We start from the raw sequence: 26,621 nt of genomic DNA, 5'->3' as shown, positions 1-26,621 counted from the left end.
TCACCTTTACAGGGTAAAATCAATGTGATACGATTCAGTCAAATGGGATATGAATATATTCAAAAGGAGCATGTACAATGAGTATTGAACAGATTCAAAACGGCAAAGCGATTCTGGGTATCGAATTCGGTTCCACCCGCATCAAAAGCGTTCTGATCAACAGTAACCATGAGGTGATTGCCAGCGGCAGCCACGAGTGGGAAAACGGTTATGTGGACGGAATCTGGACTTACAGTGAGGAAGCGATCCTTTCCGGCCTGCAGTCCAGCTACGCTGATCTGAAAAAGGACGTTTTCACCCGTTATCAGATAAAACTCACGAAGATCGCCGGCCTGGGCATCAGCGCGATGATGCATGGATATCTTCCTTTTGACAGCGGGATGAATCTGCTTGTTCCTTTCCGTACCTGGCGTAATACCATTACCGGTCAGGCGGCGGAGGAACTGACAAATCTGTTCTCTTTCAATATGCCGCAGCGCTGGAGCCTGAGCCATCTTTACCAGGCGATCCTGAATGATGAATCCCATGTGAAGGATATCACCTTCCTGACCACGCTGGCCGGCTGGATTCATTATCTGCTCACCGGCGAGAAAGTGCTCGGTGTCGGCGATGCCAGCGGTATGATGCCTATTGATTCCGATACATGCACCTATGACGCGTCCATGGTCAGCGCTTTTGATAAGCTGATTGCCGATAAAAAGTTCCCCTGGAAACTGGCGGATATTCTTCCCCGTGTGCTTGTCGCGGGCGAAAATGCCGGTTATCTGACTGAAAAGGGCGCTGCGCTTCTGGATCCTGAAGGAGATCTGGAACCCGGCTGTCCGCTCTGCCCTCCGGAGGGTGATGCCGGTACCGGCATGGCCGCTACAAACAGTGTCCGGGCCAGAACAGGCAATGTCAGCGCCGGTACTTCCATCTTCAGCATGATCGTTCTTGAAAAACCGATGAGCAAAGTGTACCCGGAAATCGATATTGTTACCACTCCGGCCGGTAAACAGGTGGGCATGGTTCATTGCAACAGCTGCACCAGCGATATCAACGCCTGGGTTTCCCTCTTCCGGGAATTCGCAGACCTGATGGGACTCAAAACAGATGCCGGTGAAACCTTTACAAAACTTTTCAAAAAATCCCTGGAGGCAGATCGCGACTGCGGCGGCCTTGTCAACTTCAATTATCTTGCCGGTGAACCTGTGACAGGGCTCACGGAAGGCCGTCCCATGTTCCTCAGGCTTCCGGATGCCTCCATGAATCTGGCCAATTTTATGCGCGCTCAGATTTATGCCAGCATGGAAACGCTGAAATACGGTATGGAAATCATGAATCGTGAGAAAGTGGCCATTGACTGTGTGTATGGTCACGGCGGCCTCTTTAAAACAGAGGGCGTCGGCCAGAACTATCTTGCCGCCGCTATTCATGCCCCGGTTACCGTGATGGAGACTGCCGGTGAAGGCGGCGCCTGGGGTATTGCGCTGCTCGCTGATTACCTAGTTTATAAGAATGCAGATGAAACATTGGAAGATTATCTCCAGAATCGTGTCTTCGCCGGCATGAAGCAGATGACCGTTGCGCCCGATCCCGCCGATGAAGAAGGCTTTAACCGGTACATGGACCGCTTTGTCAGTTGCATTCCCGCCCAGAAGGAAGCGGCAGAGCATTTCCGCGGCTGATCGACTTCTGACATAATTTCATTTTGTTTATTTATAACGATACAATTCTTTGAAAAATATACATTCTGTCCTGTTTTTGTGATATGATAGTCTGTGAAAGTCATTAACAGACAGTGTGTTTGGATTTTCATTGTGACAGATCCTCACGGAGGTGCTTTCATGATTTCTGCCAGGGATTTTGAAACTGCCCTGCACCTGGAATGCCTGAGTCCGTCTACCAGGACGGAATGGGATATCCGTACGCCCGATCTGAACAGGCCCGGCATGCAATTCTGCGGATTTTATGAGTTTTTCGCCTTTGAGCGCCCGCAGCTCATCGGTAAGGTGGAAATGGCTTACCTGGAAAAACAGTCTTCGGAAGCCAGGAAGGAAATCCTGGAAAAATACTTCAGTTATCCGGTTCCCTGCATTATTATCTGCCGGAGCCTGACTCCCCCTTCGGAGTTCATTGCCGCGGCCAGGGCGCACGACGTACCTGTTTATTCAAGTCCCATGGTCACCAGTAAATTTACGGCCATGGCCATTAACTATCTCAACCGGCGTCTCGCGCCCCATATCACGCGTCACGGAGTCCTCGTGGACGTATACGGCGTCGGCGTATTCCTCTCCGGGAAAAGCGGTGTCGGTAAAAGTGAGGCGGCGCTTGAACTGATCAAGCGCGGCCATCAGCTGGTAGCGGACGACGTGGTGGATATCTGCAGGATTGCTGATGACAGGCTCATCGGCACCTGTCCGGAAAAAATACGTCATCTGATGGAAATCAGGGGTATCGGCGTCATCGATATCAAGGCGATGTACGGCATCGGTGCGGTTGCGATCAGCAAGTCCATTGATCTGATTATTGAGCTGGAAACCTGGGACGAAAACAAGGCTTATGACCGGATCGGGCTTCAGGATGATGAGATCGAGATCATGGGGGTACGCGTTCCCCACCAGCTGATGCCGATCAAACCGGGTCGTAATCTTGCGATTATTGTTGAGGTGGCCGCAAGGAACCTCAGCCTGAAGAGAACAGGCTATAATGCGGCCCGGGAGCTTCTTTCCGTTTTACAGGACGATACAAACGATTAACAGGAGGCAGGAAAACAAAATGATCAGGGTTGGTATTGATGTCGGCGGCACAGGAATCAAAATTGGTATTGTTGATGAAAAAATACAGATTATCCAGGAAGGCTCCATCCCTACGGTGACGGATATACCGTTTGAGGATCAGGTGAAAAGGATTGTGGACTGTGTCCTTTCCACGGTTGAAAAAGCAGGGCTTTCCCCCGATGATATTGAATCTGTCGGTGTCGGGATTCCCGGCATTGCTTCTTCTGTAACCGGCGAAATCATCAAATGTACCAATATGGGATGGAATCATGTTCCTTTCCGTGAAGTTTTCCAGCGCTATCTGGATAAACCTGTTTTCATTGACAATGATGCCAATGTGGCCGCGCTGGCGGAGAGCGTTGCCGGTGTCAGCGCCGGTACTTCTTCCAGTGTATTCATTACCATCGGTACCGGCATCGGCAGCGGGATTATCATCAACGGACAGATCTGGAAGGGCGCCCACGGTATCGGCGGTGAACTGGGCCATGTCATTCTTGATCTGGACGGTGTTCCCTGCACCTGCGGCAATCATGGCTGCCTTGAGCGTTATTGTTCCGCCACTGCGCTGATCAGAATGGCGCGTGAAGCTGTGGCAGAACATCCGGAATCAAAAATTCTTTCGATTGCAGGCGGAGATCCTTCCAAAATCGAAGCAAAAACCGTTTTCGATGCTTCAAAAGAAAAGGATGAAACGGCCATTGCCGTCTATCAGCGTTATATCAGCTTCCTGGCCCAGGCTGTAGCCAGCGTTATTAATCTGCTGGATCCTGAAGTCGTTGTCCTTGGCGGCGGTGTCAGCAAGGCCGGAAAGGATCTCCTGGATCCATTGGTCCGTGAATTCCCGCAGTATGTTCTGTTCAATGATCAGCCCCTTCCCGTTGTCCGGCTTGCCGTTCTTGGCTCTGAGGCCGGTATGATCGGTGCTTCCATGCTTTCCTGATCTGGGATTTTTATAATTTTGTGATGAGAGGTTCTGTGAATGCCGGATTATGTCTTCAGCAGAAAACGGGATGGTACTTTCCAGCTGGAAAGCTGTGATTCTCCTGACGCAAATCTGTTTATCCCGGCCGAGTACGAAGGAAGGCCGGTTACTTCCATTGCGGAAAACGCGTTTTCCTGGTGCTATCAGATCAGGCGTGCTGTCATTCCTGACTCTGTAACTTCCATCGGGGAAGGTGCTTTTTCATGGTGTGAATCTCTTGAAGAGATTGTCATTCCGGATTCTGTCCGCACTATAGAGGACTGGGCTTTTACCGGCTGCCAGTCTCTGCGCAGCATCCGTCTGCCGGATGGAATCCGAAAAATCGGATCCTGCTGCTTTCAGTCCTGTACGGCACTGGTCTCTGTGGACCTTCCTCAGTCTGTGCGACAGATCGGTGCGGAAGCCTTTTCAGAATGCCGGAGTCTCCAGCATATAAAGCTTCCGGATCAGCTTACCGTCATCGAGGACAACGCGTTTGCCGGCTGTGAATCACTGACCGGCATCAACCTGCCCGATCAGCTGACAGAATTAAGCAATCACGCCTTTTCCGGCTGCTCTTCCCTTTCCGCGTTTGATATTTCGGATCATCATCCTGTATTCCGGATGAACGGATATTTCCTGATCAATACAAAGGAAAACAAGCTGCTCTATTTTGCTTCCGGTAAAGCGGATAAGGAAATTCGTATTCCGGATGGCATCGAAATCATCGCCGAAGAAGCGTTCGCCGGACATTCTCGTCCGGAGAAAATTATTCTTCCGGACAGTGTAAAGATCATTGAGTCCAAAGCTTTCTATGGATGCCGCGGACTGAAAAACATTGAATTGCCGGACAGCATTGTGCGGATAGACAGCGGTGCTTTCCACAGTTGTTCCGCAATGACAGGTATAAAACTGCCCCGTGGACTTACACTCATTGATTATTCGGTTTTCTATGCCTGTAATTCCCTGAAATCCGTTGAGATGCCTGATTCCCTCCGTATGATTTCCGCATGCGCTTTCAGCGGCTGCGGTTCACTTCAGACGGTCAATCTTCCTGATGGGTTGATTTATATCGGTGATTCAGCTTTTGAAGGATGCCGTTCCCTTGAGGAAATAAGGATTCCTGATTCTGTGGAAACCATTGGTTCCCATATTTTCGGTTCCTGTGCCAGTCTGCAGTCTGTGGATTTGCCTTCCGGTATCAGGAGTATTCCCTTCCGGGCTTTTGCACGTTGTGAAAACCTCAACCGGATACAGCTTCCGGCGGGGATTGAGGAGATCAAAAACGAATCCTTTGACGGATGCGAAAACCTGGTATCCGTTACCATTCCGGAAACCGTAATTTCCATTGAGCCGGATGCCTTCAGCGACTGCCGCCGCGTCAGGCTTTTCGTCCATTCCGGATCCTCGGCCATGGAATACGCCCGGGAGGAAGGTATCGCCTATACAACGGTCTGAATTATATAAAAAAGGGACTGCAGATTCATCTGCAGTCCTTTTGGTTTGTATTTGAATTACAGTTTTGTGCCGCATTCGGGGCAGAATTTGGTTCCGGCGGGGACAGCAGTGCCGCAGTTTCCGCAGAAGCTGCCGGCAGCCTGTTTGGCACCGCATTCAGGACAGAACTTGGATCCTGCAGGAATGGCTGCACCGCAGGCGGAGCAGGTCACAGTCGCGGCAGTGGCAGCGGGAGCGGGAGCGGCGGAAGGATTCATGCTCTGCGTGAACATCTGGCCCATCGCAGCACCGGCGCCCATGCCGACACCCATACCGGCCATGCCGTTCTGGTTGTTGGCGGCATCCCTGATGGCTTCAGCAGCCTGGTATTTCGCATACTGGTCCATATTGCCAAGCACACCCATGGAAGTCCGCTTATCAATGCTCTTTTCAACTTCTTCAGGCAGGGAAATGTTTTCAATCACAAAGCTGCACAGGGTCAGTCCCAGTTCGGCAAGTTTCGGGTTGATTGCCTGCATGGCGTATGCGGAAAGCTCTTCATAATTTGCAGCCAGATCCAGCGCAGGGATCTTGCTTTCTGCGATGGCGTCGCTCAGGCCGCTGACCAGCGTCCGTTTGATCTGGCCTTCAACACCTTCCACAGTGAAGAGGGCGGCGGTGCCGAACACTTCCTTCAGGAATTTGGCGGCATCGGAAACACGGAAGCTGTAGATACCGAAAGCACGTACCCGGATCATGCCGAATTCAGCATCACGCATCATCACGGGGTTGCTTGTTCCCCATTTCATATCGAGGAACTGTTTGGTATTTACAAAATAAACGTCAGATTTGAAGGGGCTGTTGAAGCCGTATTTCCAGCTCTTCAGAGCTGTCAGGATCGGCATATTGCTGGTCTGCAGTTCATACCGGCCGGGCTCAAATACGTCCGCAAGCTCGCCTTCGTTCACGAAAATGGCGACCTGGCTTTCACGAACGGTCAGCTGTGCACCCATCATGATTTCCTTGCCGTTCATGTCATATTTGTGCACCATGGTTTTGCTGGAATTGTCTGACCATTCAATAACGTCGATCAGCTGTCCCTTGATTGCATTCAGAATACCCATCCTTATTCCTCCTTGATTTTATTAAACTTTATCCGTATCTCCGCAGAGCGCTGTAAGCGCCGGAAATACGCGAATTCCTGTAATATGAAGATCAAGACCGAAATATTCTTTCATATGGGAAATGCTGTCAGCGGTGTAGGTTGCGAGCATCGCTGTCATTGTATCCACTGTCATATCGGTGTCCACGCCGTGCAGCGGGCAGGCCAGCACCAGGATTCTTCCGTCAGAATGGATGGTCGGAAGAATATGAATGCCGTTCTTGTCTCCGGCAAAAGAGGTGCGCAGTGCAACCTCAAGCCGTTCCTTGCCGTAATGCCATCTTCCCTCCAGCTTGTCGAAAGGAGCTGACTGGTCAATCTCAATCAGCAGACAGGGACGGTCCGCGTCCATTCGGCTGCGGAGCAGGCGCATATTCCGGTGAAGGTCATCGCTGTTTTTAACCTGTCCGTTGATGACTTTCTTGAAGAACTCATGCCTGCACATCTGCAGAACGTCCCGGGTATTGGAACGTTCATTATAGAAATCAGCATGAATCCGGTTCAGCAGAACTTTGAGTTCGCTGAGATACTTGCGGACTTCTTCTTCGTTACGGCCGGCCTGGAAAATGGAAACGTTCGGAAAGTTTTCCTGCAGGTATGCAAGAATCAGTTCCTCCTGTTCAGGACTTACGGCCAGGCTGATGCCGTCTGCATGATGCTTTGCGAGGCTGTCTTTTGTTCCTTCAAAGTCATGACGTATGTGAGGGGGCTTAAACCCAAGCAGTTCCCAGTTACTGATACTGGCGAATGCGTTCAGAACTTCCTCCTGATCAGACACGAGCAAAAGCTTGTACATCCAACAACCTCCAAGGCGTTTTGGGACTATGTCACTTTGTAATTATAGTACAATCGGGCTTAATATGCAAATGAAAACCTGTTTAGTGTAACTGTTCCTTCATGACTTCCACGGCTTTGGCTAACTGAATATCATGAACGGTATCCGCGAAATCATACATTCCATTATCCCCTTCTGGCAGCGGTACCTCATAATCCGGTGTAATACCGATTTTGTGAACAGGAGTTCCGGAAGGCGTGAGGTATTCGGCGATGGTCATCTGGAAGCCTGCGCCGTTTACGCCGACTTCGGACACCATCTGGATGATGCCCTTTCCGAAGCTTTTAACGCCTACGGTAACGGCGCCTGCACAGTCACGCAGGGCTCCCGTCAGGATTTCTGAAGAACTGGCGCTGTTTTCGTTGATGAGGATAACCAGCTTAACGTCTGCTTTCCCGTTTTTCGTCCTGTATTCATCGGCATGCTCTTCTCCGTCACGGTATTTCAGGTAGCAGAGCTCGCCTTCATCCATAAAAAGATCGGCAATATAACGCGCCTGTTCCACCCAGCCGCCCTGATTGTCTCTCAGGTCAATAATGATCCCCTGGGCTTTCTGTGCAAGCAGTTTCTGGAGAGCTTGTTCAAATTCCAGTTCACTGTGACCGGCAAACTCATACATCGCGATATAGCCGATCTTGTCATCCAGCATTTTGCTGTCAACCTGGTTAACGTTGACTTCACGTCGGGTGATGGTATAAGTAATTTCCTCCCCGTTCCTCAGGAAGGTGACGTCCACGTCTGTGCCGGGGATGCCGCGCATGATATCAACTGCTTCCTGCAGATTGGTGGGATTCACATAAAGATCCTCGCCCACCCTGTACAGGATATCTCCACGCTGTACGCCTGCTTCTTCGGCGGGGCCGCCCTGGAACACGCGGGTGATTGTGCAGATCTGTTTTTCCATATTGGCCTGGATCATGACGCCGATTCCGACGTATTTGCCCTCGTCATCTTCCATCATTTCCTTGTATTCCTTGGGATTGTAATAGAAGGAATACGGATCATCCAGGCCGGCCATCATACCCCTGATGGCATACTCAACCATCAGGTCTGTATCGGGTTCCTGGTAGAAGTAATCTTTTGCGGTATCATAAATCGTGAACATTTCAGAGAATTTCTGGTATTTCTCGTATTCGTCCTTGCTGATGATCACGACGTTTGAATCTTTGGCGGCGCTGCCCGTGGAGTATCCGCTGGTAATGGAGGAATTACCCGTTTCATTGAACATACTTTCCAGGCTGGATATCGGAATCAGCGAGCAGGAAGAAAGTACCAGCAGCATTGCCATAACGCAGATGATTTTAAGCATTTTTTTACGCATGGGCAGATCCCCTTTCAGATGATGCAGGAAAAGCGGTTACGATCCCTGCGGAATAAGCATAATAACGGAAAAGACGACGGCGTCATGGAAACACCGCAGATCCAGTCCGGATAGTTTACGGATCTTATCCAGCCGGTAATTCAGTGTGTTCCTGTGGATGAACAGCTGTTTGGATGCGGCGGTCAGATTCAGGTCATTTCTGAAAAACACCCTCACGGTTTCAAGCATTTCATCGCTGAGTAAATCAGATGTTTTCAGCTGGCAGTATTCTTTACGGATTTCTTCTTTCGATGCTTCCGGAAGGCTGTCTACGATTCTTTCCAGCGCTTGTTTCGTATATAGATACACAGAATCCTGCCGGTGATAAACGGAGCCGATGTACAGAGCGTTTACTGCGTCATGATAGCTGTCCCGCAGGGCTTCCGCATTGTCTGCCTCCCGTCCGATTCCGGCTTTGATTCCGGTGATGCCTTCACTTTCCATTGTGCCGATCACAGCATCGGTAAACTCGGTCAGTTCTTCTGCATCCTTACGGTCGGTTTCCCTGATCAGAACCACGGACTGATAATCCATCGGGAAAACAATATCATTCTTTTCCACCGGCGCGATCTGGGAAAGCAGCGTATACAGGTCCTTGCCAGAAGTGCCGGATCCACGGAAAACAACAACGCTTCTCTTTTGTTTGTCTTTCACCCGGCATGCCTTGTACAGCTCAGCATCAGGCGTAAATTGCGCGTCCGTCAGCATTCTTTGAAACAATCCGGAAGCGCTGGCAGGTCTGTCCAGTACCTTACTGCCGTTGATCAGGGAAGACAGCAGCGCGTCAGTATCCGGATTGTCCGGAAACACGGCGGTTTTCTCTCCCATGGACAGATAGGTGTAACCATCCAGCCTCACAATGTGATCGGGTGAAAGGGATAATTCATACCGAAGATCACCGGGCAGTTTTTCAGCGGGAATGATTTCGGCTGTCAACTGTTTTTGATTCATCCCGGATCACCTCCTTCACATTATTTTATTATATCACAATCATTGCGGTAAGCAAATCGCTTCAGGGTTTATGCCAGCTTGAAACATGGAAAACTTGTCGATATAATATTCATCATGAAAGATGACGGAAAGGATGGATGTTTTCATGAAAAGAAACCTGAAAACGGTCTTTGCTCTTGTCATCTTTATCGTTTTTCTGCCTGCCGCATCCGGCCTTGCTGACTTTGAGTTTTCAGACGATCGTTTCAGGGATGATTTTTCTACCGCGAATCTGGATCGTATTATTGAGGAATATGAATTATACGATGGCTGGTACTGGACCACGGAGGCTGATATTCCTCAGACTTTTCACGGTCATCCGGAGTGCCCGGGCTGGACAACCGCTGTGGAGGATATTCAGCTCACGGCTTACCGGAAGGGTTGGTACGGCTGCCGCTGGCCTATTGATCATGTTCGCAGCGCCGCGCCCCAGTACGGCGGTTATGCCGAGTGTTTTGCCTTTGCTCAGTTTATAGGCTATCTGCTCTCCGGGGATATCAACCCGCAGCACCATTGGGATTTCTATTACAATTTTGAGGCGTCAGAGGGCCTGCGCGTCGGCGATATTGTCAGTGTAGGATATACGAAAAACAAGCATGAATATCATCACAGCGCGGTAGTGTACGCCATTTACGGCGATGAAATACTTTTCCTGCAGGTTTCCGGTTCTTCCTATAACAAAATATATGTAGGATATGGATTTTCTGACGGAAATGTTTTTAACGCAAGGAGCCTGGAAGAGCTGTCCGGTATACCGGGGATCAAGATATCTAGATATTTACCATCTGAAGAAAAAGAATAATAAAACACCCCGGATCATGATGATCCGGGGTGCTGTTTTCAGGAAACGAAATTATTTGTTCAGGATGGTCTTTTCGGTTTCCTTGTCGAAGAAGTGCAGATGGTTGGTGTCCAGAGCGATCTTGATCTTCTGGCCGGCCTTGCTGGAAGTGCGGGGATCAACGCGGGCGATGATGTTGCCTTCCTTACCGGTAGTGCTCAGGTACAGATAGGTTTCAGAACCCATCAGTTCTGTCACTTCAACGTCAACGTCGATGGTGGCGCTGGCATACTCAGCGAGCTTGGCTTCGTCGTCATGGATGTTTTCAGGACGGATGCCCATGATAACTTCCTTGCCGATGTAGCTTTCATCGATGAACTTGGACACTTTCTTCTCGGGAACAACGATCTTGTTATCGCCGAAGGTGGCAACAACATCCTGTCCTTCACGATCCAGTTTCACGTTGAAGAAGTTCATCTGGGGGCTGCCGATGAAGCCGGCGACGAACTCGTTGGCCGGATAGTCGTACAGGTTCTGGGGGGTATCTACCTGCTGGATGACGCCGTCCTTCATAACAACGATACGGCTGGCCATGGTCATAGCTTCGGTCTGGTCATGGGTAACGTAGATGAAGGTTGTCTGCAGTCTCTGATGCAGCTTGGTGATTTCGGTACGCATGGCAACGCGCAGTTTCGCGTCCAGGTTGGACAGCGGTTCGTCGAACAGGAAGACCTTGGGTTCACGAACGATAGCACGTCCCAGAGCAACACGCTGGCGCTGGCCGCCGGACAGAGCCTTGGGCTTACGGGTAAGCAGGTGGGCGATGTCCAGGATCTTGGCAGCTTCTTCAACGCGGCGCTTAATCTCATCTTTCGGGGTCTTGCGCAGCTTCAGACCGAAAGCCATGTTGTCAAACACGGTCATATGGGGATACAGAGCGTAGTTCTGGAAAACCATGGCGATGTCGCGATCCTTGGGGGCGACGTCGTTTACCAGTTTATCTCCGATATACAGTTCGCCGTCGGAAATTTCCTCAAGACCGGCGACCATACGCAGGGTGGTGGATTTACCGCAGCCGGAAGGTCCGACCAGAACGATGAACTCTTTGTCTTCGATGTCCAGGCAGAAATCGCTGACAGCGGTGACGTTGCCGGTATAAACCTTGTAGATGTGCTGAAGGGATACACTTGCCATTACATTATCCTCCTTAAATTATGGGAACACTTCCCTGTGTTGTCTGTATTATAAAAAAGAATCATCAAAAAAGGAATTGCCTGTTTTCACAAGAATTCCTTTTTGTTTTGTGCAATTATGACAAAAGGGAAAGGTTTACCGGTGATTGCGGATTTCATTCCGCTCGAGCCGGATATTGTTGATCAGCTCGCTGAGCTTCCGGTCTGTTTCCGCAAGCAGGGAATCGATATAATCCAGTGTGTTTTTATGCAGCTCGGAAGCTTCCTGGCGGGCGCTTTCCCGGAGTTCGTCGCATTCAACCCTGGCACGTCTGACGATATTTTCTTCTTCAACCAGCTGTCTTGCCTTGTTTTCAGCGTCTTCAAGCATCCGTTTTGCCTCATTGGAAGCAGCTTCCATTCTGGCAGTTGCTTCCTTCGCGGCCCGGTCCATCAGCGCGTTGGCTTCCCTGTTGGCCTGTTCCATCATCTGCTGCGCGTTCTGCGTGGCTTCATTCACCATGTTCTGGGCCTGCTGTGTGGCATTGTCGAGGATTTCATGCTTTTTCTGCTCTGTTTCGGTTCGGATCGCTTCTTCTTTTTCGACAATGGTAGCGGCTTTCTTGACCGTATCAGGAAGGTTTTCCTGCAGGTATTCCAGCTGAGCCTGCATCAGGTTGCGGTTTACAATGCAGCCTTCACTGCTGATCAGGCTTCTTTTTGCGTTTTTCAGTTCGTCAAGCAGTATGCCGACTGCCTTCAGGCACTCCCCGGAACTTTTAATGTCAGCCATAAAAAACGAGTCTCCTTTTCAATAAGTCTCCATTAATGATTGTTTTTCGACAGGCAGGACCGGATTTCCTCCGCAACAACGTTGGGAACAAAGGAACGGATATCCCCTCCGAATGCGGCAATCTCCCGCACTGCGGAAGATGAAATCCCGTTCAGTGCGGGATCGCACGGCAGGAAGATGGTTTCTGCCTGTTTATTCAGCAGCTTATTGGCTGAAAATGACACAAACTCATGGTCAAATTCGGCACTGCTGCGTAACCCGCGGATAATAATCTTCTCGCCTTTCTGCTCCATATAATCGGCCAGTAGGCCTTCCCATCTGTCCACACATACATTGGGATACGGTTCGCAGACTTTCTTCAGCATGGAAACTCTTTGATCCGGAGGGATACTTCCCTTTTTGCTGATGTTTATCATCACTGTAACGGTAACCCGGTCAAAAAGGGATGCAGCTCTTGTGATCAGATCCAGGTGCCCTTTTGTCACAGGATCAAACGAACCGGGAAAAACACAGGAAACCATCTGTCATTCTCCTTCCGCATTCAGCCTGTAAACAGTTACCGCGCAAAATCCCCAGGAACGGTCTTTGATAATCTCAAACTCAGATGGAACAGAAACGCTCTTCCCCGCCTCATGCTCCAGCACAATCATGGATTCTTTTTCCATCAGCGGAATCAGGGCAGTGAAAACAGTTCGTAAATCGGTCATGGCATAGGGTGGATCCAGAAAAATGATGTCAAATTTCTGCCCTGCCTCCTGCAGTGAACGAACCGCCCTGGTCCAGTCACAGCAATACATCCGGGTCCGGTTATCAAAGCGGAGGGATTCGGCATTCTGTTTCTGGATCATGCTGGCCTTCCGGTCGGAATCCACCAGCACTGCTGAGGCGGCGCCCCGGCTGATGGCTTCCAGGCTCAGTGCGCCGCTTCCGGCGAACAGGTCAAGTATACGGCTTTCCGGAATATCCGCCTGCAGGATATTAAACATGTTTTCACGGATCCGGTCAAGGGTGGGCCTTGTATTCCTCCCTGCCGGCGCTTCTATTCTTCTTCCCCGTGCTTCACCGGCTATGATTCTCATAAATATGTTGTCTCCTGCTGGTTAATTCAGCTGTTCCGGCTCGCGTCTGCGCACGGTACGGTTCTGCTTACTACGTTTGTTGTCCCGGCGGATGCGCTTTTTCTCATTTTCGGAGATGGTGGTGTGGATCCTGGTCCGCACTGATTTGCCGGAAATATATCCGGTACCGTACGCTGCTGCGGGAAGAAGCAGGATCAGCGGGCTGATCCTCTCCAGCGTCAGCATGGCGGCATTATTGCTGTGTCCGATAAGATTCACGTAAGGAATAATGCAGATCCGGACGAACGCGCGGATATAATCAACAAAGCCCATCCCTTCAGGATTGCTGTAGTTCATCAGCGCGCTGCTGATATCCCCTCTGCGCATATAAGCATTCATCCATCCGGGGAGTGTGCCGGAATCTGTGGTCTGTATCTGGGCTTTGAAGGCCAGAATCACTGCGGGAATCAGGATCAGCAGCGATCCGATCAGCCCGATTACATATCCCTTTGCCGGATGGAAACACAGCTTCTTTTCACTTTCACTGAAAGGACGTCCCTTTTCTTTTCGCTGCCACAGGATTTCGCCGTGGGATACTGCTTCAGCGCCGTGATTTGAGCCGAAATTATACATCAGCATCAGGATGACGATAATAACGGCACTGTTCAGTCCGATGCGGAGGATATCGCTTCCAAATGCGGCAGAGGAACAGGCGATAAAAGCGACAAAAATTATCATGATCAGCAGTCCCAGGAATTTCACACTGCTTTTGAATGTGTTTTCATCTGTGATGCTGCCTGTCAGGAAGGGCTTTTTGACTTCCGTGATCTTTTTTTGAGCCGCCTGTTTTTTGATGTCCATGATCATTTGCTCCGTTCTGTAATGCTTTCGGTATAAACGCGTTCAACTCTTCCGGCGGAACTGCACAGGATTTCGTAACTGATTGTCCCCGCCCATCCTGCCAGGTCTTCAGCGGTAATGCATTCATTCCCGCTTTTCCCCATCAGTACTGCTTCCTCTCCCGGCCGGACGTTTTCAATCCCGCTGATATCGGCAACAAGCTGGTCCATGCAGACTCTTCCAAGGATTTTTGCCTTCTGGCCGTGAATCAGCACATATCCTTTTTCCCAGCATGCCCTGTGATATCCATCCGCGTAACCGCAGGTCACAGTGGCCGTCCTGATGGGCTTTTCGCTTCTGTACTTCCGGCCGTAGCTGACGCAGGCGTCGGCGTCCAGTTCCTTGACGTAGCTGACGGCTGCTGTCCATGCCATACAAGGCGTAAGTCCTAAGGTGTCAGGCACCGGAGGATAGCCGTAGAGGCTGATTCCTGCCCGCACCATATCCAGCGCCATCTCCGGAAATCTGTGAATGGCGGCGGAGTTGCAGCAGTGGCGGATAATTCCTTTCGGAAGCGGTTCGATCATCCGGAGAAAACGTTCATACTGTTCATGGGTATATCGGATTCCGTCCTCATCGCCGTCTGCGTCTGAGAAATGGGTGAATACTCCTGTCAGATGAACATGAGGACAGGAACGCAGGGTTTCCAGGATCCGGTCCCTTTCGTATTCATGCCGTACGCCGATTCTGCCCATACCGGTGTCTATTTTTAAATGGACTTCGGTCTGTTTGTTTTGTCCGGCGGCTGCTTTCTCACAGAGTTCCGCCATCTCAGGAGAACATACAGTCTGTGTTAGATTGTATCGGACACCGTCGGCGACGTCATAGGCAGTTACTGCGCCAAGGACGAGGATCGGCAGGATTATGCCGGCTTCCCGAAGTTCGGCGCCCTCGCTCACAGCGGCAACTGCAAGCATATCGGCTCCTCCCGCAATCGCAGCCCGGGCGGTCTGTACGGCACCGTGTCCGTATCCGTCCGCTTTGACCACTGCCAGTACTTTTACAGGCTTCGGAACAGCATTCCTGATCAGCCTCATATTATGTTCAATGGCGGAAAGATCAACAATCCTCCTGTTTCTCGGAATCATGACGCTTTCCCTTTCCCTGCTCCTCCAGATAATGACGGTGGATCTGGTCATTCAGCAGATTGATATCTCCGCAGCCCATGGTGAGTACGAGATCTCCGGGCTTCCAGTGGGCTTTCAGGTAGGTCTCCGTGTCGTCAAAGGAAGGCGTCCATACGGCGTCTATTCCGTTCCGGCGCATGCCGTCCACAAGCATGCCGCTGTTCAGGTCGCCCGGATCCGGTTCCCGCGCCGCGCAGATATCGGTTACAAGCGTATAATCTGCTGTTTTTGTACACGTCAGGTACTGGTCGAACAGCGTGCGTACCCGGCTGAAGGTATGCGGCTGCATCACGGCCCAGAGTCTGCCCCTGCAGTTTTTCCTGGCAATGGACAGGGCGTTTTTCATCTCAGTGGGATTATGGCCGTAATCATGATAGATATCCACATCGTCAATCCTGTCCGTGAGCTCAAACCTTCTGTGTGCGCCGACAAAACGCGTCAGGGTCTCTGCAGCTTTGTCCGCTTCCAGCCCAAGATAAACCGACGTTGCGATCGCGGCCATACCGTTCATGACATTGAAGGCTCCGGGGACACCCATCCTGACAAAAGCGGCATGATTTCCTTTGTAAAACAGTTCAAAAGAAGCGTAACCGTGCTCATCCTCAGTCAAGTTTTCCGGATACCAGTCATTGTTTTTGCCGAATCCGAAGGTGATTGTCCTGCATTTCAGTACGCTGAACAGCCTTCTGATCCTCTCATCATCGCCGTTGCCGATGGCAACGCCGTTTTCGGGCACAAGGGCCAGATATTTCCCGAAAGTTTCTTCAATTTCGTCTATATCGCGGTAACAGTCCAGGTGGTCAGCGTCGATATTCAGCACCACGGCCACCGTAGGTGACAGATGAAGGAAGCTTCTGTTGTATTCGCAGGCTTCAGCAACAAAGATGCCGTTATGGCCGATACGTGTGCTTCCGCCCACAGCGTCCAGCCTGCCGCCGATGGCGATGCTGGGGTCCATATGGTTTTCAAGCAGGATCTGGCTCAGCATGGACGTCACGGTAGTCTTACCGTGTGCCCCGCAGATTCCGACAGAATACGGGTATCCTTCCATCAGCTGTCCCAGCAGTTCAGCGCGCTCAATGCAGGGGATCCCGAGCCTCTCTGCTTCTTTTCTTTCAGGGTTGTCTGCGGGGATGGCGGCGGTGTATACAACGAGATCAGCACCATGCACATTTTCAGCTTTGTGACCGATATGGACTTCCGCGTTTTTTTCCCTGACGTAATGAACCAGATAGGTTTCATCCCTGTCGCTGCCGGTCACCTGATAATGCTGGTCAATAAGCATTTCAGCCAGGCCGCTCATGCTGCTCCCGCCGATTCCGATCATATGGATGCGGCCGCCCGGGTATTCCCTGATATGCGCTGCTTTCATCCTGAACGCTCCCTGTATTATTCGATCGTAATTCTGGGATTTTCCCTGCTCGGACGGTACATCACAAACCTGCGTCCGATAAACTGGATGGGCTCGGCACCTGTTTTTTCACACAGGATCGTCAGGGCTGTCTTTGCGTCCAGGGGCGCACCCTGCTGAACACAACCCTTGATCAGCTCACGGGCTTCCAGCGCGTCATAGGTTTCCTTGACCACGCTGTCTGTAACGCCTTCTTTTCCAATATACAGGATCGTATCAAGCCCGTTGGCCATTTTTCTCAGTGCGGCTCTCTGCTTTCCGGTCATCTTTTTCGCCTCCGTATAGATTCTTATTCAATAAAGTCAAATTCCATATCCGCAATCTGGACGGTTGAGCCTTCTTTTGCTCCGGCTTCTTTCAGCGCGTCGATCACGCCGAGCCGCCGCAGCGTTCTGTGGAACCAGTTCAGGCTTTCCTGGTCCTCAAAATTCACGCTTTGGATCAGGCGGTCCATTCCGGGTCCGGAAACAATATAGATTCCTTTTTCTTCCGTAACCTCGAAGGCGTCCGGATCTTCCTTCTCTTCAGGAATCTCTTCCTCATGATAATGAAGAACCGGCGGCAGGGATTCAAGCTGCCGGGCGGTTTCATCCAGCAGTTCATCAAATCCCTGGTGGGTAGCCGCGCTGACTGCGAAAACCGGTACACCCATTCCTTCAGCCAGTACGCGGATTCGTTTCAGGTTTTCTTCCGCTCCGGGCAGGTCTGTCTTGTTGCACACAATAATCTGGGGTTTTTCGGAAAGATTGCCGTACCGGTCCAGTTCCGAGTTGATCTGATCGAGATCATCCACCGGATCACGTCCTTCGCTGCCGGAAACGTCCACAACGTGGAGAAGCAGCCGTGTTCTTTCCACATGCCGCAGGAAATCATGTCCCAGTCCGGCACCTTCCGCAGCGCCTTCAATCAGTCCGGGAATATCGGCAAGGACAATATCCTTTCCGAAACGGCGCACAATCCCCAGGTTCGGAGTCAGGGTTGTAAAGTGATAGTTGCCGACCTTGGGCCTGGCGCTGGTAACAACGCTCAGAATGGAGCTTTTTCCGACGTTCGGGTATCCGATCAGGCCAACGTCCGCAATGGTTTTCAGCTCCAGCCGAAGTGTACGTACCTCGGTCCTGACGCCCGGTTTGGCAAAATTGGGAGCCTGGCGGGTCGGCGTCGCGAAATGCTGGTTTCCCCATCCGCCTTTGCCGCCCTTGAGCAGGAGCCGTGTTTCACCGGGCTGGTCCATGTCCGCCATGACCCGGTCCGTCGCGTCGTCATAGATCACCGTGCCTACCGGCACTTTGATCAGCAGATCATCTCCGCGTTTTCCTGTACATCTGTTGGCCTTGCCGTCTTCACCGTTTTCAGCGGTATACTTGCTCTTAAACCGGAAATCCAGCAGCGTATGCATATTGACGTCGGCGTAGATCAGGATATCTCCGCCGCTGCCGCCGTCTCCACCGTCCGGCCCGCCGTTGATAACGAACTTTTCCCGGTGGAAGGAGGCAGATCCATTGCCGCCGTTTCCGGCTTTGGCTGTGATTTTTACGCGGTCAACAAAATTGCTCATGGCTTTCCTTTCTGTCAGGTCAGTTTCTCATGGAGTGTAAGGGGGCGGGAATTCTTCCTCCCCTTGCGATAAAGGCTTCATTGCCGAATTCATTAACCCGGATTACCGGTGCGTGTCCAAGCAGTCCGCCGAATTCCACCGTATCGCCGGCCTTTTTACCGACAGCCGGAATGACGCGGACCGCTGTTGTCTTATTGTTGATCATGCCGATAGCTGCTTCATCCGCAATGATACCGCTGATTGTTTCCGCGGAAGTGTCTCCGGGAATGGCGATCATATCAAGACCGACGGAGCAGACGCAGGTCATGGCTTCCAGTTTTTCGAGGGAAAGTGCGCCGGCAGAAACAGCTTCAATCATGCCGATATCTTCGCTGACGGGGATAAAGGCACCGCTCAGGCCGCCCACATGGTTGCTGGCCATGATGCCGCCCTTTTTCACTGCGTCATTCAGCAGCGCCAGTGCGGCCGTCGTACCGGGAGCTCCGGCATATTCAAGTCCCATCTCGGTCAGGATATGTGCTACGGAATCTCCGCGTGCCGGTGTGGGGGCAAGGCTCAGGTCCACAATGCCGAACGGGATATTCAGCCGCCTGCTGGCCTCCTTGGCCACTAGCTGTCCGACGCGGGTGATCTTGAAAGCGGTACGCTTAATAGTCTCAGCCACGACGTCAAAAGGCTCATTCCGTACGCTTTCCAGCGCGACTTTCACAACGCCGGGACCGGATACGCCGACGTTGATGGCACATTCAGGTTCACCTGTTCCGCAGAACGCGCCTGCCATGAACGGGTTGTCTTCCACGGCGTTGGCAAAGACGACCAGCTTGGCGCAGCCAAGTCCGTCTGAATCGGAGGTCAGTTCCGCAGTCTTCTTGATAATGGTTCCCATTTCACGGACAGCGTTCATATTGATGCCCGCCCGTGTGGAAGCGACGTTGACGCTGGAGCAGAGCAGATTGGTTTCGCTCAGTACTTCCGGAATGGAGGCCAGCACTCTTTCATCCGCAGCGGTGGCGCCTTTATGCATCAGGGCAGAATAGCCGCCAAGGAAATTGACGCCCACTTCGCTTGCCGCTTTATCAAGTGCCCTGGCGATTGGTCTCGGGTCTCCCTGGGCAATCATGCTGACGGGAGTTACGCTGATCCGCTTATTGACAATCGGAATTCCCAGTTCAGTCTCGATTTCCTGTCCGGTGTGCACCAGGTCCTTGGCCACCCGGCAGATTTTGTCATACACCCGGTCCGCGCATTTTTTCGGATCGGAATCAGAACAATCCAGGAGATTGATGCCCAGCGTAATCGTGCGGATATCAAAATTCTCCTCCTGGATCATGCGCATTGTCTGAAGAATCTCGCCTGTTTCTATCATGTTATATCAGGCCTCCTCAGATACGGTGCATGGCGTCGAATATGTCCATCCGCTGCATGTGGATGGTCATCTTCAGTTCGTCACGGACAGGCTGGAGTTCACGGTCGATTTCTTCAAAACGTAAATGAGCACCGTCCAGATCAACAACCATCATCATGGTAAAGTAACCGCCGAGAATGGTCTGGGTTATGTCGAGAATATTGATGTTCATCTCGCTGAGTTTGGTGGCAACGCGGGCGATAATACCAGTGGAATCAAGGCCTGTAACGGAAATCAGTGCTTTAGTCATGAAGAACTTTCGCCTCCGGAATAATTTATCACTACATTATATAAACCAGCCTGCGCGTTTGTCAATTTCACTTTTATTTCATTCACGGGTATGATATAATACGATGGTTTAATGTTTATTATGGAAGGAGTACCCATTTGGAAAACCTCGTGCTCGCGTCGCGGTCTCCGCGCCGCTGCGAATTACTGAACCGGATCGGTCTTTCGTTCGAAACTGACGCTCCTGACGTGGATGAAACCTGTCCCCTTCCCGCGGGTGAAGCTGTGAAAATTCTCTCCATCCGGAAGGCGAAGGCCGCGGCGGAATCACACCCCGGATCCTTCATTCTTGCCGCGGATACCCTTGTTTCTTTCCGGGAGGAAGCTCTGGGCAAGCCCGTGGATCCTCCGGACGCTGTCAGAATGCTCCGTATGCTTTCCGGGCGGACCCATCAGGTCTATACCGGTGTTACGGTGATTGCCCCGGACGGCCGTGTTTTTACCGATTCAGACCGGACTGACGTGACCTTTGCTTCCGTTGATGATACGGAAATTGCGGATTATGTCCGCTCCGGGGAACCGATGGACAAAGCCGGTGCCTATGCATTGCAGGGGCGTGCAGGCATGTGGGTTACCCATCTGGATGGTTCTGACACCTCCGTTATCGGACTTCCTCTTTATCTTGTCCGTTCTCTCCTGCTTCAGGCGGGATATCCGCTGCTCGCGGCGGACGGAACCCCATCACATTGATTGAAGGATGATTGATTATGCCTTTTCTGGCACCTGATATCGGTATCGATCTTGGCACGGAGAATATCAACGTCTATGTCCGCGGACGCGGCATAGTCATCTCTGAGCCTACCCTCGTTGTTCTGGACAGGGAAAACAAGCACACCGTGAAAGCAGTCGGCGACGAAGCCCGTTTTCTGTACGGCAGGTCGCCGGATCAGCTGATCGCAGTCCCGCCCATCCGGAACGGACAGGTTGCGGATTTTGATATTGCTGAACTGATGTTCCGCTATTTTATCCGCAAAGCCGTCGGCGTTTCCTATCTGGGAAAACCCAGGATTATTATTTCCATCCCCTGCGGTATGGATGATGTAAACCGCAAGGCCCTGATGGAAGCCATCCGCATGGCCGGAGCCAGGCGCGTTTTCCTCATTGAGAAACCCTTTGCTTCCGCCATCGGTACCGGCCTGCCTGTCTATGATCCGATCGGCAGCCTTGTGGTTGATATCGGCGCCGGTACGACTGACGTCGCGGTTATTTCCCTCGGCGGCCTGGTCGTTTCCCAGAGCATCCAGGTCGGCGGCAATAAGTTTAATGAAGCGATTACCGAGTATCTCCGCAAGGAGTGCAATATTCTCATCGGAAACCAGACCGCGGAAAACATCAAAAAAGATCTCGCGGCCGCCCTTCCCCTGGACGAACCGCGCACGATTCACGTCCGCGGTGTCAATCAGCTGAACACCTCTGCCGGTACGGTCCAGTTTACGTCCGAGCAGGCTTATGAAGCTGTGAAAAATCCCTGCAAAGCCATTGTTAAAGCCATTCGCTGGGTCCTGGAAAGAACGCCTCCCGAGCTGGCTGCTGATATTATGAAGGGCGGTATCCATTTAACCGGGGACGGTGCAAGACTTTTTGGTTTGGATCGTTTTATATCTGAGAGCCTCGGTATGCCTGTGCTGCTCGCGCGTGATCCGGGCGACTGCTGTATTCTCGGCATCGGTTACCTGACCGAAAACATCCAGCTGGTCACACCCCAGGATAAGCGCTCCAGGCCATCCATGAAATAATTCTGTTCTATTGTAAGGAGGTGAGCTCCGGCCTATGGCAGGCAGAAGACGTCTTGAACGTAAAACGGACGATCGTCGTCCTGTTGTTACAGATGATTTTATTTATGATGATCCCCGGCAGTCTTTTGCGGACAGTGAATCCGATCCGGTTTCTTCCGACACGCCGGAAGAAGCCGTCCGTAAGCTGAGAAAGCGGACTGCCCGGAATGATATGGAACCAGAGGATAAAGACTCCCGTTCCGGTTCCGATTCCGAAGAGGAAGCCGCGCCTGAACGCGGAACGGTATATTCCTCCGGCATAAAGCTGGATGAAAACCTGCAGCCCGTCTATGAATCCGGCAAGAAACCCCGCAAACCTCATCCGGTTCTTCGGGGCCTGGTTCTCGGTCTGGTCACCTTTTCCCTGCTTGTAGCTGTCGCCGCGTTTATTTTCCATCGTATCTATGAAAAAACGCCTTATCTGGATATCCCTGAAAACGCCATATCCGCTGTTGTTTCGCCTGTCCAGTCCTTTTTCTCTGGCCTGACCGAAACGGTTTTCGGCTATTTCAGGAGCATGAAGCTGCGGGCGAATATCGAAGAAGAATATAAAAAAGTTCTCGCGGAAAACGAGGAACTTGTCTATAAAGCCATGCAGGTGGACCAGTTAAAGCAGATGCTCAGCGAGTATGAGGATCTGACGGAAGAAGTGGCCGCAAACAGGGATATGATGCCGCTGGTCGCCCGTGTTACCGGCAAATCAGACTCCAATTACTTCTCCACCATGACCATCGACAAGGGATCGGATGACGGCGTGCAGGAATATATGGCTGTCACTTATCAGTATTCCATGATCGGTTATGTGGAAACTGTTGATAAAAACAAATCCACCGTTCGCACGATCATTGATTCCGACGCTCATGTGGCGGCGCTGATTGAGTCCACCCGTGACCAGGGCGTTGTCCGCGGCACACTCGGCATAACCGGCAAGCCGCAGTGTTGGATGAATTATCTGCCGGATGAAACGCTTCCCCGCCCCGGCGACCTGGTGGTTACCTCCGGTATCGGTATGCCCTTTCCCAAGGGAATCCCGATCGGAACCGTTGAAGAAAGTACCCGCGGCATGGATGCCAACAAACAGTATATCGTCCTGAATCCGTCTGCCGATTTCCAGCATCTGGAGCGCGTAATCGTACTTCTGTATCAGCCGAAGGCCGGGCAGGTTGAAGCTCGCGAAGAAAACAGACAAACGGATGTATATACGCCTATGGATACAGCCCGCCCTGTTCCGCCGATCCAGGAAATTGCTTCTGATTTCCTGTCTGACCGGAAAGACGATGAGGAGAATTATGATGAGGATGAGGAAAACGGTGAGGATTCCGAAAATCCTGCTGAAACCGTTGAACCTACGCCTGATCCGACAGAGACGCCTTCGCCCACGCCTGTCCCGACGCCTTCTCCCGATCCGACACCCTATGAAACGCCTCTTGAGTATAACGTGAAGAGCATCCGCGGAGAGCCGACGCCCTCTCCCACACCCACGTTTGCCCCCACGGCCACGCCTTATTTTACTCCCGATCCGGAAGATATGACGTTTGAGGAGGAATAAGGAATGCAGAAGGTATCCACCAGAAGATACCAGACCGGTTTTGTCCGCCGTTATGCTGCTTTTGCATTGATTACGGTCTTCGGTTATCTCTGTGAAGTCTGTATTATGCCCTATATCCGTCCCTTCGGCATCTCCCCGAACCTGCTTTTTGTTGTCATCGGGATTGTGACTGTCGCTTACGGTAAACTGAGGGCATTCTGGGTCGGCGTGATTTACGGCCTGCTGATGGAGATTATGCTGCCCTCCGTAACGTTTGTGAATCTGGCCATGTATCCTGTCTCTACCCTTTTCTGTTCCTTTGCTTTTGCGGATAAACCGCTGAAAACACTGGAATATGAACGGGCAACCAACAAAAAGAAAAAGGAAATGCCCGCCTGGCAGCGTACGGTTCTCTGCACCGCGCTGAACACCCTGGTTTATGAAGTGATCAATCTGACCTACATCTATATCGGCGGTAACGCGCTGACTTTTATGCATATCCTGAAAAGCGTCGGCAATGTGCTGCTGACTTCCCTGCTCTGCCTTATCCTGCTGGTACCTCTCCGCCGCCTGATCCTCGGCAAAAAATCCAGCACTCTCGTTCTGAAAAGCGCACCGGTCGTCTTCAGTAAAAACTGACCGGTAATCTAATTGTGAAAGGAGCGTAATGAATGGAAAAGAAAAAGAAAACTCCTGAATTCTGGCGTTATGCTGCTTTTCTGGTTGTTATTTTCGGTATTTTTACCTGGCTTGTTTCAGGTCTTGTAAGGCTTCAGCTGGATCAGACTGATGAACTGCTTGAAAAAGCCCAGGATACCAGGACAAAAACCATCGCCCTTCGCGGCAAACGCGGCAACATTACCACCTCTGATTCCGTGCTCATGGCTGCGGATGAGAACATATATAATGTGACCTTTCAGAAGGATGCTTCCGCCAATTCCAAGGCGCTGTACCAAAAATATACAGCCTCTATTCTCGAAACAATAAAAATAGTGGAGAAAAACGGCGGAACCATTGACGTTTCCTTTGTCATCCGGCGTAAGCCGGAACTGAAGGAAACCCCGGTAAAAGACGAGAATGGCGCTATTGTCAAAGACAAGGACGGGAATGTGGTCACAGAGATCATTGATCCCAATCCGGAAGTTCCTGTCGGAGAGTGGGAATTCCATTTTGGCAGCGGTGTCTCCGAGTCTGTCCTGGATACTCGTCAGCGCCAGTGGCGTTCCAATAACTACCTGACTAATAAAACCAAGTACGGCACACCGCAGCAGTGTATTGAAGCGCTGAAAAAGCGGTATCAGTTGGATGGCGATGTCAGGGAATTATATAATCTGGAAGAAGACATTTCCGAGGAAACCATGCTCAAGGTCATGGCCATATATTCGGAAATGCAGATGAATATCTTCAACTCCCAGCCCATTGTCATTGCCAAGGACGTTAAATACGAAACCGTTATTGAAATTGAAACCCGTGCCATGATGCTGCCGGGTATGAGTATTGAAATCGGTACCAAGCGTGTTTATCCCCGTCACACGCTGGCCTGCCAGATCATCGGTTATACCGGGGCTATTCCTTCCCGGGCCACCTGGCTGAACCTTCAGGCCAAAGGTTATTCCTATAACGATACCATCGGCCGTGACGGCATCGAATACTCCATGGAGGACTGGCTGACGCAGAATTCCTCTGTGCGCAAGGGCCAGCGCGTCGTGGAGCGGGACCAGATGTCCCGGATCGTCCGTGAATTTGAAGAGCTGAAAGTAGACCCCCAGGACGGCAACAACGTTAAGCTTACCCTCAATGCCGCCTATCAGGCTGAGGCTGAAAGATGTATCAGGAACAACGTCAATAAGGTCCGTGATCTTCAGGAAAAGAAGCTTGAAACCGAAAAATGGAAGGAAGATAACAAAAAAGATATCCATAAGCGGGACTGGAACAAGTATCCCCTGGCCTTGGCTGAACACGGCTGCCTCATCGTGCTGGATATGCAGTGCCGTGTCCTGGCCCTGGCCAATTATCCCACCTATGACCTGAATGCCCTGGTTGCCGGCGGTGATGAGGCCATGGAAATCCTGGGGGATGAACGAAACGTCCTCCTGAATTACGGGATCCATGCCCGCGGAACGCCCGGATCCATTTTCAAGATGGTGACAGCCATGGGCGCTCTGTCCGAAGGAAAATTGGCTGAAGATGAAATGATCACGGATGAAGGTTATTTCACCAAGTACAATAAGGACCTTTCCACCGCGCCGAAATGCTGGATCAGCAAAAACGCCCGGTGGCAGCATGCCAACCAGACGATTCAGGACGGACTGGAGCACTCCTGCAATTATTTCTTCTATGAATTATCTGACCGTATTGGTGAAGAACAGTTGTACCGTTACGCCAACCTGTTCGGCCTCACCAGCCGGACCGGCATCGACCTGCCCGGTGAAGTCCGCTCCGTCGTCGGAAGCCAGAGAACCCTTTATGACCCGGATCGTCCCGTCAATGAGGCAAACCAGGATACGTCCCTGCCCATCATCGTTTTCAACTCCATCAAGAAGCACCTGCGCAACTGCGGCGGTTTCCGGGATATCTATTATGATGATGAGCGTCTGTCAGTATGCGCGAAAAAGCTCATGGACATGGCTGTCAGGACCAATGAAAGCGACTGGCTGGACAGCATGCGTACCATCCTCATGGAAGAACTGAACATGAGCAAGGAAATGGTTTATCTTCAGTCCGTCATCGGTGATACCTACAATTACATGAACGACATCAAGTGGGGCGGCGGCCAGACCATCCTGACCGGTATCGGCCAGTCCGTTACCGTGCTTACCCCCATTGCCGTTGCCCGTTACGTGGCCACTGTAGCCAACGGCGGTAAACTGTACAACGTCTCCCTGATTGACAACATTACCTCCCCGGACGGTGAAATCCTGTCCCAGCGTGAACCTTCCCTGATCAATACCATTCCAAACGCGGACAAATATATGCACCTTATCCATGAAGGCATGCAGGGCGTTGCTGACGAATCCGGTACGGCAGGTAAATATTTCAGGAACTGGCCTTATCAGAAGCAGATTGCCGCGAAAACAGGAACCGCCCAGGTTACCTCCATCGACCTGGAGAACAACTCCTGGTTCGTGTGCTTCGTACCCTATGAAAATCCTGAAATAGCCATCGCCTGCTTTATCCCCAACGGTTATTCCGGTTCAGAATCCTGTCACGCCCCGAAAGAGTTTATCGAATGGTATATGAACCAGAAGGATCTGCGTGAAGTTGAAATCACACTGCCTTACGGCAATATGCTGTCGCCGTAACCGGTAAACGGAGGAAGAT

At 51.4% G+C, this 26,621-nt stretch carries 25 protein-coding genes; 10 read left to right on the top strand and 15 right to left on the bottom strand.

Features of this window, described 5'->3' with window-relative positions; all coding sequences use genetic code 11:
• The first annotated feature begins 77 nt into the window (after nt 1–77).
• The 4 genes from JRC49_15825 to JRC49_15810 all read left to right on the top strand — a co-directional run bounded on the left by JRC49_15825 (nt 78) and on the right by JRC49_15810 (nt 5,178).
• Nucleotides 78–1,667 (top strand): FGGY-family carbohydrate kinase, encoded by a 1,590-nt coding sequence (locus tag JRC49_15825; protein QTE71221.1) that lies wholly within the window; start codon nt 78–80, stop codon nt 1,665–1,667.
• Nucleotides 1,668–1,826: 159 nt separating this feature from the next.
• Entirely contained in the window at nt 1,827–2,738 is a 912-nt protein-coding gene (gene hprK, locus JRC49_15820; GenBank protein QTE71220.1) for an HPr(Ser) kinase/phosphatase, read from the top strand.
• Between the two features lie 19 nt (nt 2,739–2,757).
• A complete protein-coding gene (locus JRC49_15815) occupies nt 2,758–3,699 on the top strand; it encodes an ROK family glucokinase (protein QTE71219.1) in 942 nt (313 codons plus the stop codon).
• 39 nt (nt 3,700–3,738) lie between these two features.
• Nucleotides 3,739–5,178 (top strand): leucine-rich repeat domain-containing protein, encoded by a 1,440-nt coding sequence (locus JRC49_15810; protein ID QTE71218.1) that lies wholly within the window; start codon nt 3,739–3,741, stop codon nt 5,176–5,178.
• A 56-nt stretch (nt 5,179–5,234) separates the two neighbouring features.
• On the opposite strand, the gene JRC49_15805 is transcribed toward JRC49_15810, so the two are convergent.
• The 4 genes from JRC49_15805 to JRC49_15790 form a co-directional block, all read right to left on the bottom strand.
• Complete coding sequence (locus JRC49_15805; GenBank protein ID QTE71217.1) at nt 5,235–6,281, bottom strand: SPFH domain-containing protein; 1,047 nt, start codon at nt 6,279–6,281, stop codon at nt 5,235–5,237.
• A 21-nt stretch (nt 6,282–6,302) separates the two neighbouring features.
• Nucleotides 6,303–7,115, bottom strand: coding sequence for a hypothetical protein (locus JRC49_15800; protein QTE71216.1), 813 nt, complete (start codon nt 7,113–7,115; stop codon nt 6,303–6,305).
• Between the two features lie 82 nt (nt 7,116–7,197).
• A complete protein-coding gene (locus JRC49_15795) occupies nt 7,198–8,475 on the bottom strand; it encodes a S41 family peptidase (protein QTE71215.1) in 1,278 nt (425 codons plus the stop codon).
• Nucleotides 8,476–8,511: 36 nt separating this feature from the next.
• Nucleotides 8,512–9,465 (bottom strand): helix-turn-helix domain-containing protein, encoded by a 954-nt coding sequence (locus JRC49_15790; GenBank protein QTE71214.1) that lies wholly within the window; start codon nt 9,463–9,465, stop codon nt 8,512–8,514.
• Nucleotides 9,466–9,610: 145 nt separating this feature from the next.
• Here JRC49_15790 and JRC49_15785 point away from each other — a divergent pair, with 145 nt between their 5' ends.
• Complete coding sequence (locus tag JRC49_15785; GenBank protein QTE71213.1) at nt 9,611–10,306, top strand: hypothetical protein; 696 nt, start codon at nt 9,611–9,613, stop codon at nt 10,304–10,306.
• 51 nt (nt 10,307–10,357) lie between these two features.
• Here JRC49_15785 and ugpC read toward each other — a convergent pair whose 3' ends face one another.
• From ugpC to JRC49_15730, 11 genes are all read right to left on the bottom strand, one after another.
• The gene (gene ugpC / locus JRC49_15780; GenBank protein QTE71212.1) at nt 10,358–11,479 is read right to left on the bottom strand and encodes a sn-glycerol-3-phosphate ABC transporter ATP-binding protein UgpC; all 1,122 of its coding nucleotides are present in this window, start codon (nt 11,477–11,479) and stop codon (nt 10,358–10,360) included.
• Nucleotides 11,480–11,614: 135 nt separating this feature from the next.
• The gene (locus tag JRC49_15775; GenBank protein QTE71211.1) at nt 11,615–12,250 is read right to left on the bottom strand and encodes a hypothetical protein; all 636 of its coding nucleotides are present in this window, start codon (nt 12,248–12,250) and stop codon (nt 11,615–11,617) included.
• A gap of 32 nt (nt 12,251–12,282) precedes the next feature.
• Complete coding sequence (gene coaD / locus JRC49_15770) at nt 12,283–12,771, bottom strand: pantetheine-phosphate adenylyltransferase (protein ID QTE71210.1); 489 nt, start codon at nt 12,769–12,771, stop codon at nt 12,283–12,285.
• A gap of 3 nt (nt 12,772–12,774) precedes the next feature.
• A complete protein-coding gene (gene rsmD / locus JRC49_15765; GenBank protein ID QTE71209.1) occupies nt 12,775–13,329 on the bottom strand; it encodes a 16S rRNA (guanine(966)-N(2))-methyltransferase RsmD in 555 nt (184 codons plus the stop codon).
• 21 nt (nt 13,330–13,350) lie between these two features.
• Nucleotides 13,351–14,169, bottom strand: coding sequence for a hypothetical protein (locus tag JRC49_15760; GenBank protein QTE71208.1), 819 nt, complete (start codon nt 14,167–14,169; stop codon nt 13,351–13,353).
• Nucleotides 14,170–14,171: 2 nt separating this feature from the next.
• Nucleotides 14,172–15,245: an alanine racemase gene (alr, locus tag JRC49_15755; GenBank protein ID QTE71207.1), complete on the bottom strand. Its 1,074-nt coding sequence runs from the start codon at nt 15,243–15,245 to the stop codon at nt 14,172–14,174.
• A 22-nt stretch (nt 15,246–15,267) separates the two neighbouring features.
• A complete protein-coding gene (murC, locus tag JRC49_15750) occupies nt 15,268–16,707 on the bottom strand; it encodes a UDP-N-acetylmuramate--L-alanine ligase (GenBank protein QTE71206.1) in 1,440 nt (479 codons plus the stop codon).
• A gap of 17 nt (nt 16,708–16,724) precedes the next feature.
• Complete coding sequence (locus JRC49_15745; protein ID QTE71205.1) at nt 16,725–17,012, bottom strand: YhbY family RNA-binding protein; 288 nt, start codon at nt 17,010–17,012, stop codon at nt 16,725–16,727.
• Between the two features lie 23 nt (nt 17,013–17,035).
• Nucleotides 17,036–18,304: a GTPase ObgE gene (obgE, locus tag JRC49_15740; GenBank protein ID QTE71204.1), complete on the bottom strand. Its 1,269-nt coding sequence runs from the start codon at nt 18,302–18,304 to the stop codon at nt 17,036–17,038.
• Between the two features lie 19 nt (nt 18,305–18,323).
• Nucleotides 18,324–19,670 carry a PFL family protein gene (locus JRC49_15735; protein QTE71203.1) on the bottom strand — a complete coding sequence of 449 codons (1,347 nt, stop codon included), beginning with the start codon at nt 19,668–19,670 and terminating at the stop codon, nt 18,324–18,326.
• 16 nt (nt 19,671–19,686) lie between these two features.
• Nucleotides 19,687–19,959 carry an ACT domain-containing protein gene (locus tag JRC49_15730; GenBank protein ID QTE71202.1) on the bottom strand — a complete coding sequence of 91 codons (273 nt, stop codon included), beginning with the start codon at nt 19,957–19,959 and terminating at the stop codon, nt 19,687–19,689.
• Between the two features lie 137 nt (nt 19,960–20,096).
• Here JRC49_15730 and maf point away from each other — a divergent pair, with 137 nt between their 5' ends.
• Genes maf through JRC49_15705 form a run of 5 tightly spaced genes read left to right on the top strand, consistent with a single transcriptional unit; the run spans nt 20,097 to nt 26,602 of the window.
• Nucleotides 20,097–20,687, top strand: coding sequence for a septum formation protein Maf (gene maf / locus JRC49_15725; GenBank protein QTE71201.1), 591 nt, complete (start codon nt 20,097–20,099; stop codon nt 20,685–20,687).
• Between the two features lie 17 nt (nt 20,688–20,704).
• Nucleotides 20,705–21,733: a rod shape-determining protein gene (locus JRC49_15720; GenBank protein ID QTE71200.1), complete on the top strand. Its 1,029-nt coding sequence runs from the start codon at nt 20,705–20,707 to the stop codon at nt 21,731–21,733.
• Between the two features lie 34 nt (nt 21,734–21,767).
• Nucleotides 21,768–23,321, top strand: a complete 1,554-nt coding sequence (mreC, locus tag JRC49_15715; protein ID QTE71199.1) for a rod shape-determining protein MreC — start codon at nt 21,768–21,770, stop codon at nt 23,319–23,321.
• Nucleotides 23,322–23,324: 3 nt separating this feature from the next.
• Nucleotides 23,325–23,939 carry a hypothetical protein gene (locus JRC49_15710; GenBank protein ID QTE71198.1) on the top strand — a complete coding sequence of 205 codons (615 nt, stop codon included), beginning with the start codon at nt 23,325–23,327 and terminating at the stop codon, nt 23,937–23,939.
• 32 nt (nt 23,940–23,971) lie between these two features.
• Nucleotides 23,972–26,602, top strand: coding sequence for a hypothetical protein (locus tag JRC49_15705; GenBank protein ID QTE71197.1), 2,631 nt, complete (start codon nt 23,972–23,974; stop codon nt 26,600–26,602).
• Nucleotides 26,603–26,621 lie beyond the last annotated feature (19 nt).

It is taken from the genome of Clostridiales bacterium FE2011, assembly GCA_017569305.1.
GTDB lineage: Bacteria > Bacillota > Clostridia > Christensenellales > Aristaeellaceae > Aristaeella.
Note: the sequence above shows the minus strand (reverse complement) of the source record. Positions and strands in the feature narration are given on the sequence as shown.

Coding starts and splice junctions, on each gene's coding strand:
- JRC49_15795 (QTE71215.1), bottom strand. CDS start 8,475: ATGCGTAAAAAAATGCTTAAAATCATCTGCGTTATGGCAATGCTGCTG.
- JRC49_15815 (QTE71219.1), top strand. CDS start 2,758: ATGATCAGGGTTGGTATTGATGTCGGCGGCACAGGAATCAAAATTGGT.
- JRC49_15805 (QTE71217.1), bottom strand. CDS start 6,281: ATGGGTATTCTGAATGCAATCAAGGGACAGCTGATCGACGTTATTGAA.
- alr (QTE71207.1), bottom strand. CDS start 15,245: ATGAGGCTGATCAGGAATGCTGTTCCGAAGCCTGTAAAAGTACTGGCA.
- JRC49_15825 (QTE71221.1), top strand. CDS start 78: ATGAGTATTGAACAGATTCAAAACGGCAAAGCGATTCTGGGTATCGAA.
- JRC49_15730 (QTE71202.1), bottom strand. CDS start 19,959: ATGACTAAAGCACTGATTTCCGTTACAGGCCTTGATTCCACTGGTATT.
- murC (QTE71206.1), bottom strand. CDS start 16,707: ATGAAAGCAGCGCATATCAGGGAATACCCGGGCGGCCGCATCCATATG.
- JRC49_15745 (QTE71205.1), bottom strand. CDS start 17,012: ATGACCGGAAAGCAGAGAGCCGCACTGAGAAAAATGGCCAACGGGCTT.
- rsmD (QTE71209.1), bottom strand. CDS start 13,329: ATGAGAATCATAGCCGGTGAAGCACGGGGAAGAAGAATAGAAGCGCCG.
- JRC49_15775 (QTE71211.1), bottom strand. CDS start 12,250: ATGGCTGACATTAAAAGTTCCGGGGAGTGCCTGAAGGCAGTCGGCATA.
- coaD (QTE71210.1), bottom strand. CDS start 12,771: ATGGTTTCCTGTGTTTTTCCCGGTTCGTTTGATCCTGTGACAAAAGGG.
- JRC49_15800 (QTE71216.1), bottom strand. CDS start 7,115: ATGTACAAGCTTTTGCTCGTGTCTGATCAGGAGGAAGTTCTGAACGCA.
- JRC49_15710 (QTE71198.1), top strand. CDS start 23,325: ATGCAGAAGGTATCCACCAGAAGATACCAGACCGGTTTTGTCCGCCGT.
- JRC49_15705 (QTE71197.1), top strand. CDS start 23,972: ATGGAAAAGAAAAAGAAAACTCCTGAATTCTGGCGTTATGCTGCTTTT.
- ugpC (QTE71212.1), bottom strand. CDS start 11,479: ATGGCAAGTGTATCCCTTCAGCACATCTACAAGGTTTATACCGGCAAC.
- JRC49_15720 (QTE71200.1), top strand. CDS start 20,705: ATGCCTTTTCTGGCACCTGATATCGGTATCGATCTTGGCACGGAGAAT.
- mreC (QTE71199.1), top strand. CDS start 21,768: ATGGCAGGCAGAAGACGTCTTGAACGTAAAACGGACGATCGTCGTCCT.
- JRC49_15785 (QTE71213.1), top strand. CDS start 9,611: ATGAAAAGAAACCTGAAAACGGTCTTTGCTCTTGTCATCTTTATCGTT.
- JRC49_15760 (QTE71208.1), bottom strand. CDS start 14,169: ATGGACATCAAAAAACAGGCGGCTCAAAAAAAGATCACGGAAGTCAAA.
- obgE (QTE71204.1), bottom strand. CDS start 18,304: ATGAGCAATTTTGTTGACCGCGTAAAAATCACAGCCAAAGCCGGAAAC.
- hprK (QTE71220.1), top strand. CDS start 1,827: ATGATTTCTGCCAGGGATTTTGAAACTGCCCTGCACCTGGAATGCCTG.
- JRC49_15735 (QTE71203.1), bottom strand. CDS start 19,670: ATGATAGAAACAGGCGAGATTCTTCAGACAATGCGCATGATCCAGGAG.
- JRC49_15790 (QTE71214.1), bottom strand. CDS start 9,465: ATGAATCAAAAACAGTTGACAGCCGAAATCATTCCCGCTGAAAAACTG.
- JRC49_15810 (QTE71218.1), top strand. CDS start 3,739: ATGCCGGATTATGTCTTCAGCAGAAAACGGGATGGTACTTTCCAGCTG.